An 8540-nucleotide genomic window follows, 5' to 3' on the forward strand; every position below is an offset into this window, starting at 1 on the left:
ACAATATTACTGCATTTGATTGGTCGTCAAAGTATTCATGTTTTAGTCTTCAATGCCAACAGATTGATTGCGGTACTGATCAGTCGTCAGTGCCGTCTTCAGCACTTTGGCTGCCTGAGCTAAGCCAACTGCCTGTCCCGTCATCATTTGACCCTCGTCAATGATCTTTAAGGCCGTTTCGCGTGGAACAATTGGCAACGCCCGCACAATCACATATGGAAACTCAAGCTCATCAATCATCTTAATCGCATATTGATGACCTAATACCAGGTCCAAAGCCGGTTTGCCATACCATTTCTGCAACTGCTCATTAGTGGCATCATCGGCGGTCCCGGCAATTGAGAGCATTACGATTTTTGCCGGCTGCACGTTACTGTCATCGATCAAGTCAACCAGATCATAGACATCCTGGTCAACCGGATCATCAGGCTGGGGCAGCCAGCACAAGACATCTTGACTCTGCAGCTCAAAATGAAAACTTGGCTCCACTATAGCATCTGGCATCAATGACAGCAGGTACTCGCTTAAGCCATCATTACGTTGACCGATTAATATGATTCGATTCATCGTCTCACCTCATTTTACTAGTAGGTCATCAGTTCATCTGCCACCGTGGCATCCTCAATGCGAACATCGGTAATCGTACTTTGCTCCAGCAGCGGCAGAATCGCTTGAATATTACCCGCATATAAAAAACGGGTTTCTTGAGGAGCTTCTTCCAAAATTCTGGCTCCCAGTTTCTGGGCCGTTTCAATCGGAAAACCATTGCCAAAAACGGTAATCACGCAGTCAACGCTGCTTTGAGGATGCAGGTGGCGCGTTGAAGTCAAATAGCCGCGACTGAAATAATAAATGTCATCAGCGCAGCTCATCATGGTCGTCATATTATCGCTGGTCATCAAGATCAATGCATCCGTCTTTTGAGCATAGCTGCGCAGCAATTGCCAAATTGCCTTTGCTTCCTGCGGTAACAGTCGGTCAGTCGCATGGTCAAGCAAAAGGACGGGGGGCTGTTTGACCAACAGCAGAATTATGCTCAGTTCGATTCTTTGTTTTTGACTGAGATCGCCAATTACAAGCTGCCATTCCAGGCCAAACTGACTTAGAATCTGTTGAGCCTGCTCATCGTCAATCGAATTAGCACTGCCTTTTTGAGCCTGATGAATTGCCCGCTGAATCGTCCAGCGATCCTTAAATCTAAGATCATCCAGCATTGCCATCGTTTTTTCTGGATGACGAAATGCCTTTAGAGGCTGGTCGTTGATCTGAATCGTACCTTTGGTTGGCTGACCATGCCTGCGCAGCAATGAGAACATCGTCTCGCCAAATAATGGATCAGCACTGCAAAAAGCCACTACATTAGGCGAATGCAGCGTTAGGTCAATATTTGACAACTGACTGCCATTATCGGCTTCAATCGTCAAACTATGCATGACTATTTCGACCATGAAAAATCATCCTTTCTAATCCTTTGCTTTTATTATAACGTGGTTGCTGTATCAAACCATTTTTAAGCTAAAAAGACAGTATCAACTACCCTAAAAATCAGCTAAAATATATGTTATCAACTATTAATCAATAAGAAAGAGGAAATCAAACGACATGAACATCCTTTTTATCTCTATCGAGGGCAACACGCGCTCATTTCTAACCCGTCTACAGGCATACGCCCAACAACAGCACAGTTTCAATCCGCAGCTACCGACCATCAATCTAAAAGAAATTACTGATCAAACGATGCCGGCAGCTGAAAGCGAACCCTTCTTTGCCTTTGTGCCGACTTATCTTGACGGCGGCAATGGTTTTGATTCTGGCGTTAAAGAACTGATGACCAATGCTTTGGGCGAATACATCGCAGAAAACGATAATGCAAAAAAATGCTTAGGCGTAGTCGGCAGCGGCAATCGCAACTTTAATGAACAGTACTGCCTGACTGCCCGCAAGTATGCCTACGAATTCAAGGTACCATTCTTGGCTGACTACGAACTACGTGGTACCAGCCAGGACGTTGAGCAGATCTACGCTATCCTAACCAAGCGCTGGCAACAGGCCAACGCCTAATCAACAATATTTTTGGCATGACAGTCTTTGGTCATGCTTTTTTAATTTTTATACGTTTCACGTGAACAAACAGTTTTATAATAGGATTAGCAATGGTATCGATTTCATGCAGTAATGGAGATGATTTTTTGAATCAGAATTTGCAGCCAAAAGTTCAACTAAACAATGGCCTGTTAATGCCTCAGATTGGTCTGGGCGTTTGGAAGACTCCGCTCAAAACTACGCGACAAATGGTTTACGATGCATTGACAAACGACTACGTGCTGTTGGATACGGCCAAGCAGTATGGCAATGAAAGTGCGGTTGGTCAAGGAATGCAGGATGCCTTTCAAACTACCAAGCGTACCCGCGCCAGCGTATTTTTGACTACCAAGATCTATAATGGCGATCAAGGTGACTATGACCGTGTACGCAAAGGATTCGAAGGACAGCTGCGGGCTCTGCGGACCGAGTACGTTGATCTGTTACTGATGCACTGGCCGGTCAACGACTTATACAACCAGACTTGGCAGGCAATGGAACGAATCTATGCCGATGGTCAGGCTAAGGCAATCGGTGTCTGCAATTTCGATGTTGAGCGCATGCGTGATCTATTGGACCATGCTCAAATCATGCCCGCCATCAATCAAATCGAGTTCAATCCCAAGATTCATCAGCCAGCTGTCGTCAACTTCTGCCAGCAGCATGGCATTCAAATGGAAGCCTGGTCGCCACTGGGTAATGGCACGCTCCTGCACGAACCGATCATCGAAAAGATTGCTCAAAGCCATCAAAAAACGCCAGCCCAAATTGAACTGCGCTGGGCTTTGCAGCATGATCTGATTGTAATTCCCAAAACCACGCACCCTCAACGCATGCGGGAAAATGCCGATCTTTTTGATTTTGAACTGTCACCAGCAGAATGCATGCAGATCGATACTTTGGATACCGAAAAACATGCCATCTGGTACGACAAATTCAAATGGTCCGGCAATCCTAATGGCATCGATAACGTGATTGCCGATCCCGCCAGCTTTAAATAGTAAAAAGCGAATCCGGTCGTAAATGACCTGATTCGCTTTTTTAATTCATAAGTTTATTCTTGTGGGATTCCTGCACTGATCAGCCAGGTAATGCCGTACTGATCAACGATTTGTCCCAGATTGCCGCCCAGTTCATGCGGTCCAAAAGGCAGGGTTACACGCTGTGCGTCACTGGCAGCCAAGCGATCGAATAATTCCTTGGCGCCCGCTTCATCACCGCCAAAATCCAAAAGCAAGGAGATCAGCGAAGAGGTTTGGGGATTACCCATCGTTGCATCGGCACAGACGATTTTCTGTCCAACAATTGAAAATTCACCGTGCGCCGTCGTGGCATCCAGATCATCCAACGCCAAACCAAGATTTTCAGCCTGTTCCGCTGAAAGCGGCCGACGGTAGATGATCTCGGCGCCAAACTGTTCCACGTAATAGTGCATGGCTTCGCGCGCATTTTCAAAAGTCAAATACGGATAGATTTTTGCCGTCATAATTTTCCTCCGATAAAGTGTTCTTTTAAATTATAGGGAGCCACAGAGCATTCGTCAAATCACGACTTCGATTCAAAAAAGAGCTAGATAAGCGTCAATGGTCGTTTATTGCGACGAATACTGCATTTTGACGTTCATCTTGATTTTGTTGCATGTAAATCGTTAAACTTTGTGCAGATTCATGTTACAATGACGTGGTCTTAGAAAAAAGCGGAAACAAATAACCAACTACTAAATCAAGAAAGGAATGATCTTTTGAACAACACACGCAAACATAGCGCCTTTTTAGTTTTAGGTATTTTCCTGCTGGGCGCCTGCATGCGGACGCCGATAACCTCGATTCCCTCAATCGTTGGCAATATCGCGGCCTCATTTCATGTGGCTACTACCAGCCTGGGAATTCTAACTACGATTCCTTTAATCTGTTTTGGCTTGGTCGCGGTCGTAGTACCAATGATTGGACAAAAGCTTGGCAATGAATTGACGATTGCGATTGCCCTGCTGATCTTATTTGCCGGCTCTTGGCTGCGGGTTCTCAACTACGCTTCCTTAATGATCGGCACGCTATTGGTCGGCATCGGAATTACTTTTTTAAACGTGCTCCTGCCTGCCATCATCACGGAAAACCTGCCTGACAAGATCGGTTCAATGACCAGTCTTTATAATGTTTCACTGGCACTCTTCTCGGCAATTGGCGCCTACGCCATTACTCCAGTCGCGCAAAACAGCAGCTGGCAGTTCTCAGTAATGCTCCTCAGCATGCTGGTTTTGGCAACATTGGTATTATGGCTGCCAAATCTGCGTTTCAACCAACGCGGAACCAGTGAATCATCAAGCGTTGGCATCAACATGTGGAAAAACAAGACGGCCTGGCTGATTTTGGTCTACTTTGGTCTTTCATCATTTGTCTTCTATACAACGGTTGCCTGGCTGCCATCAATCGCAATCAGTGCCGGACTAAACAGCAATCAATCCAGTCTAATCGCGGGACTGTTCCAGCTGTTCTCCATGCCTGGGGCCTTTTTAGCGCCATTATGGGCAACCAAGCTGAACAACCGGACGCCGCTGATTCTCGGTGCCGGTATCTTCACGATTCTGGGCTATCTTGGCTTGATGCTGCCGTTCCATAGCTTTGGTTGGTTTGTCTTTGTCAGCCTGTTCTTGGCAATTGGAACTTCATCAACGTTTGCCTTGATTATGACCTTGTTCAGCTTAAAGACTAAAACTCCGGTTGATACGGGTAAACTGTCTGGCATGGCTCAATCATTAGGCTACCTGCTGGCTGCTGTTGGTCCGATGGTCGTCGGTAATCTTAAGGCTGCCAGCGACTCATGGTTTGCCGGTGAACTTACTACCATGCTGGTTGCCATCGTCTTCACCATTTTTGGCGTTTTAAGCGAACGCAAGCCTTATGTCGATTAATTACTGATCATTCAAAGCACGCCTGCTTGAAGTCGGCGTGCTTTTTTACTAAAAATCAGATACGTGCAAGCGATTGCTTTAACGTCAGGTCAATGCTTAATGCTAAAATAAAATTTTATTTTCGGCCTATACCATTATCTGATAAGCGTTTAACAAAACCCCAGAATGCGCTTTTCTTAGGCGTGGTCCATTTCAAAATTCAGTAAAAAGTGGGGACGCTTTCTAGTGCAGGTTTGAACATAAAAGTATATAATTTAAGCGTTAGAGTGATTTTCTGATATTTTCAGAAGGAGTGAACATTTTGGCTAAGGAAAATAAAGCTTTAATTACGCTGTTCGGGGCAGCCGGCGACCTTGCGCAACGCAAGCTGTACCCATCATTATTCAACCTTTACAAGAAAGGCTACCTGGCAGAACACTTTGCTCTGCTCGGGACTTCTCGGCGTCCGCTGAGCGATGAAGACTTCCAACAAATGGTTTTGAAGTCCGTCAACGGTATGGAAAACGAAGAAGGTCAAGCACAGGCATTTGCTAAGCATTTCTTCTTCCAATCCCATGACGTTACCAAGCCTGAACACTACACCGTGCTTAAGCAACGCCTGGAAGAACTGGACAAGCAATTTGGCGCTGAAGGCAATCGCCTGTTCTACATGTCCATGGCTCCTCAATTCTTTGGCACGATTGCCTTGAACCTAAAGAAGCAGGACCTGCTGACCAAAGATGGCTTCAATCGTCTGGTGATTGAAAAGCCATTTGGTCGCGACTACGAATCCGCTAAGAAGCTGAATGACGAACTGTCACAAACGTTCAACGAAAACCAAATCTTCCGGATCGACCACTATCTGGGTAAGGAAATGGTTCAAAACATCCAAGCCCTGCGTTTTGGCAACACGATCATTGAATCTCTGTGGAACAACCGCTACATTGACAACATCCAAGTAACGCTGAGCGAAAAGCTGGGTGTTGAAGAACGTGCTGGCTACTACGACCAATCTGGCGCGCTGCGTGACATGCTGCAAAACCACATTATGCAAATCGTTGCGCAATTGGCAATGGAACAACCAGTCGCCTTCACTGACACTGATGTTCGGGTTGAAAAGATCAAGGCACTGCGTTCACTGCGGGTCTACACCCCATCCGAAGCAGCCGCCAACTTTGTCCGTGGCCAATATGGTGCCGGCGATGATACGCACGCCTACCGCAATGAAGACGGTGTTGATCCAAACTCCATTACGGAAACCTTCGTTGCTGCCAAGCTGATGTTTGACAACTACCGCTGGTCTGGCGTGCCATTCTACGTACGGACCGGTAAGAAACTGGCTGACAAGTTTACTCGCATCGACGTTGTCTTCAAGAAGCCGCTGATCGACATTTTCGCCAACCCACGGATGAAGAGTGAACAATCCCTGAACTCCAACGTCTTGACGATTTTCGTTGAACCAAACTCCGGCTTCTCACTGCGTCTGAACGCTAAGCGCGCTGGCCAAGGCTTCACGACTGAACCAGTTGACCTGAAGTACCTGCAAAGCGACGAAGCTAAGAACGAATCGCCAGAACCATACGAACGTCTCTTCCACGATGCACTGGAAGGCAACCACACCAACTTTGCATCATGGGCTGAAATTGCCTACGCATGGAAGTTCGTTGACGTTATCCGCAAGCTTTGGGACATTGAAGAACCTCAATTCCCTAACTACACGCCTGGTTCAATGGGTCCAGCTGCTTCTGACGAACTGTTGGCTCGCGATGGCCGTCAATGGGTTTACCGTCTGAATCACTAAAATCAAAGATCGTTTTAATCGTTTTTGTGAAATTTTTTTACTTAAAGCTCAACCAATTGTTTTTCAGTTGATTGAGTTTTTTACTTAATTTTTTCAAATTTTATCGATCATCTTAATGTAAAGATTGTGCAAGGTTTAGCAATTATTTCTTCAACTTTTACCGCTTTCTGGTATAATAGTTTCTGTAAATGATGTAATTAAGTTTTTAAGGAGTGTGACAACACAATGTCAGATCAAAAAGCGCAAATTGGTGTTGTTGGTTTGGCCGTTATGGGCAAGAACCTGGCACTGAACATTGAAAGCCGCGGCTTTACTGTTGGTGTATACAACCGTAGTCGTTCACGTACCGATGAAATGATGCGTGACCACAGCGACAAGAAGCTGATTCCTAGCTACACGGTTGAAGAATTCGTCAACTCTCTGGAAAAGCCTCGTCGAATCCTGATGATGGTTAAGGCCGGCAAGCCAACTGACGCTGTTATTGAAGAACTCCTGCCATTGCTGGACAAGGGTGACGTGCTGATCGACGGTGGTAACACCAACTTCCACGACACGATGGCACGGAACGCTAAGCTGGACGAATCCGGCATCAACTTCATCGGCATGGGTGTTTCTGGTGGTGAACTGGGTGCCCTGCAAGGTCCTTCCCTGATGCCTGGTGGCCAAAAGGAAGCATATGACCTGGTTGAACCTATCCTGACGCAAATCGCTGCCAAGGCTGAAGACGGCAAGCCATGCGTTTCCTACATCGGTCCTAACGGTGCCGGCCACTACGTAAAGATGGTTCACAACGGTATCGAATACGGTGACGAAGAACTGATCGACGAAAGCTACAACTTTATGCGTAACGTTCTGGGTCTTTCCGTTGATGAAATGGCTGACATCTTTGCTGAATGGAACAAGGGCGAACTGGACAGCTACCTGGTTGAAATCACTGCCGACATTCTGACTCGCAAGGACGACTTGGGCGAAGACAAGTCCAAGCCAATCGTTGACATGATCCTTGACCGTGGTGCCAACAAGGGTACTGGTAAGTGGAGTTCTGAAACTGCCCTTGACGGTGGCGCTCCACAATCCGTTATCACGGAAGCCGTTTACGCTCGTTACATCTCCATGCTGAAGGACGAACGTGTGGCTGCAAGCAAGGTTCTGCCAGAAGATGTTGAAAAACCAACTGTTTCTGAAGACCAAAAGAAGGAACTGGTTGAAAAGGTTCGTGAAGCCCTCTACTTCGGTAAAGTTATGAGCTACGCACAAGGTTTCGAACAAATGCGGATCGACTCCGAACGCTACGACTGGAACCTGAAGTTTGGTGAACTGGCTCAAATCTGGCGTGAAGGATGCATCATCCGTGCTCAATTCCTGCAAAAGATCACGGATGCCTTTGAAAAGGATCCTGAACTGAAGAACCTGCTGTTGGACGACTACTTCAAAGACATTGCCAAGAAGTACCAAAAGGCTACGCGTGAAGTCGTATCCATGGCCATCAATGCTGGTATTCCTGTACCATCCCTGGCTGCTGCCATCAACTACTACGACTCCTACCGTGCTGAAGTTCTGCCTGCCAACCTGCTGCAAGCACAACGTGACTACTTCGGTGCTCACACGTACGAACGTGTTGACCGCCCAGGCAACTTCCACTACAGCTGGTACGTTGAACAATAAAAATCAATTAGACTTGATTTCAAAGCGTCGATCCCTAGTGTTCGGCGCTTTTTTATTCTGAACTCAAAAAGCGTCCCGCAACTGGTAGGACGCTTTATTTATTAT

8 protein-coding genes are annotated in these 8540 nt (G+C 46.5%); 5 read left to right on the forward strand and 3 right to left on the reverse strand.

Annotated elements, in window-relative coordinates:
- Positions 1-42: 42 nt before the first annotated feature.
- The gene (locus ACLUWI_RS05910) at positions 43-567 is read right to left on the reverse strand and encodes a saccharopine dehydrogenase related protein (protein WP_412146574.1); all 525 of its coding nucleotides are present in this window, start codon (positions 565-567) and stop codon (positions 43-45) included.
- A gap of 17 nt (positions 568-584) precedes the next feature.
- The gene (locus ACLUWI_RS05915; RefSeq protein WP_412146575.1) at positions 585-1448 is read right to left on the reverse strand and encodes an ATP-binding cassette domain-containing protein; all 864 of its coding nucleotides are present in this window, start codon (positions 1446-1448) and stop codon (positions 585-587) included.
- A 154-nt stretch (positions 1449-1602) separates the two neighbouring features.
- On the opposite strand from ACLUWI_RS05915, the gene nrdI reads away from it, so the two are divergent.
- Positions 1603-2061 (forward strand): class Ib ribonucleoside-diphosphate reductase assembly flavoprotein NrdI, encoded by a 459-nt coding sequence (gene nrdI, locus ACLUWI_RS05920; protein ID WP_412146576.1) that lies wholly within the window; start codon positions 1603-1605, stop codon positions 2059-2061.
- 92 nt (positions 2062-2153) lie between these two features.
- Positions 2154-3083, forward strand: coding sequence for an aldo/keto reductase (locus ACLUWI_RS05925; protein ID WP_412146577.1), 930 nt, complete (start codon positions 2154-2156; stop codon positions 3081-3083).
- A 53-nt stretch (positions 3084-3136) separates the two neighbouring features.
- Here the strand turns inward: ACLUWI_RS05925 and ACLUWI_RS05930 are convergent, their stop codons facing one another.
- Positions 3137-3568 (reverse strand): VOC family protein, encoded by a 432-nt coding sequence (locus ACLUWI_RS05930; protein WP_412146578.1) that lies wholly within the window; start codon positions 3566-3568, stop codon positions 3137-3139.
- A gap of 255 nt (positions 3569-3823) precedes the next feature.
- Between ACLUWI_RS05930 and ACLUWI_RS05935 the strand changes: the two genes are divergently transcribed.
- The 3 genes from ACLUWI_RS05935 to gndA all read left to right on the forward strand — a co-directional run bounded on the left by ACLUWI_RS05935 (position 3824) and on the right by gndA (position 8435).
- The gene (locus ACLUWI_RS05935) at positions 3824-4990 is read left to right on the forward strand and encodes a CynX/NimT family MFS transporter (RefSeq protein WP_412146579.1); all 1167 of its coding nucleotides are present in this window, start codon (positions 3824-3826) and stop codon (positions 4988-4990) included.
- A 301-nt stretch (positions 4991-5291) separates the two neighbouring features.
- A complete protein-coding gene (zwf, locus tag ACLUWI_RS05940) occupies positions 5292-6770 on the forward strand; it encodes a glucose-6-phosphate dehydrogenase (RefSeq protein ID WP_347953905.1) in 1479 nt (492 codons plus the stop codon).
- Between the two features lie 225 nt (positions 6771-6995).
- Complete coding sequence (gndA, locus tag ACLUWI_RS05945; protein WP_169461627.1) at positions 6996-8435, forward strand: NADP-dependent phosphogluconate dehydrogenase; 1440 nt, start codon at positions 6996-6998, stop codon at positions 8433-8435.
- Positions 8436-8540 lie beyond the last annotated feature (105 nt).

Origin of the sequence: Limosilactobacillus mucosae, from assembly GCF_046939755.1 — a bacterium.
Lineage (GTDB): Bacteria > Bacillota > Bacilli > Lactobacillales > Lactobacillaceae > Limosilactobacillus > Limosilactobacillus mucosae_A.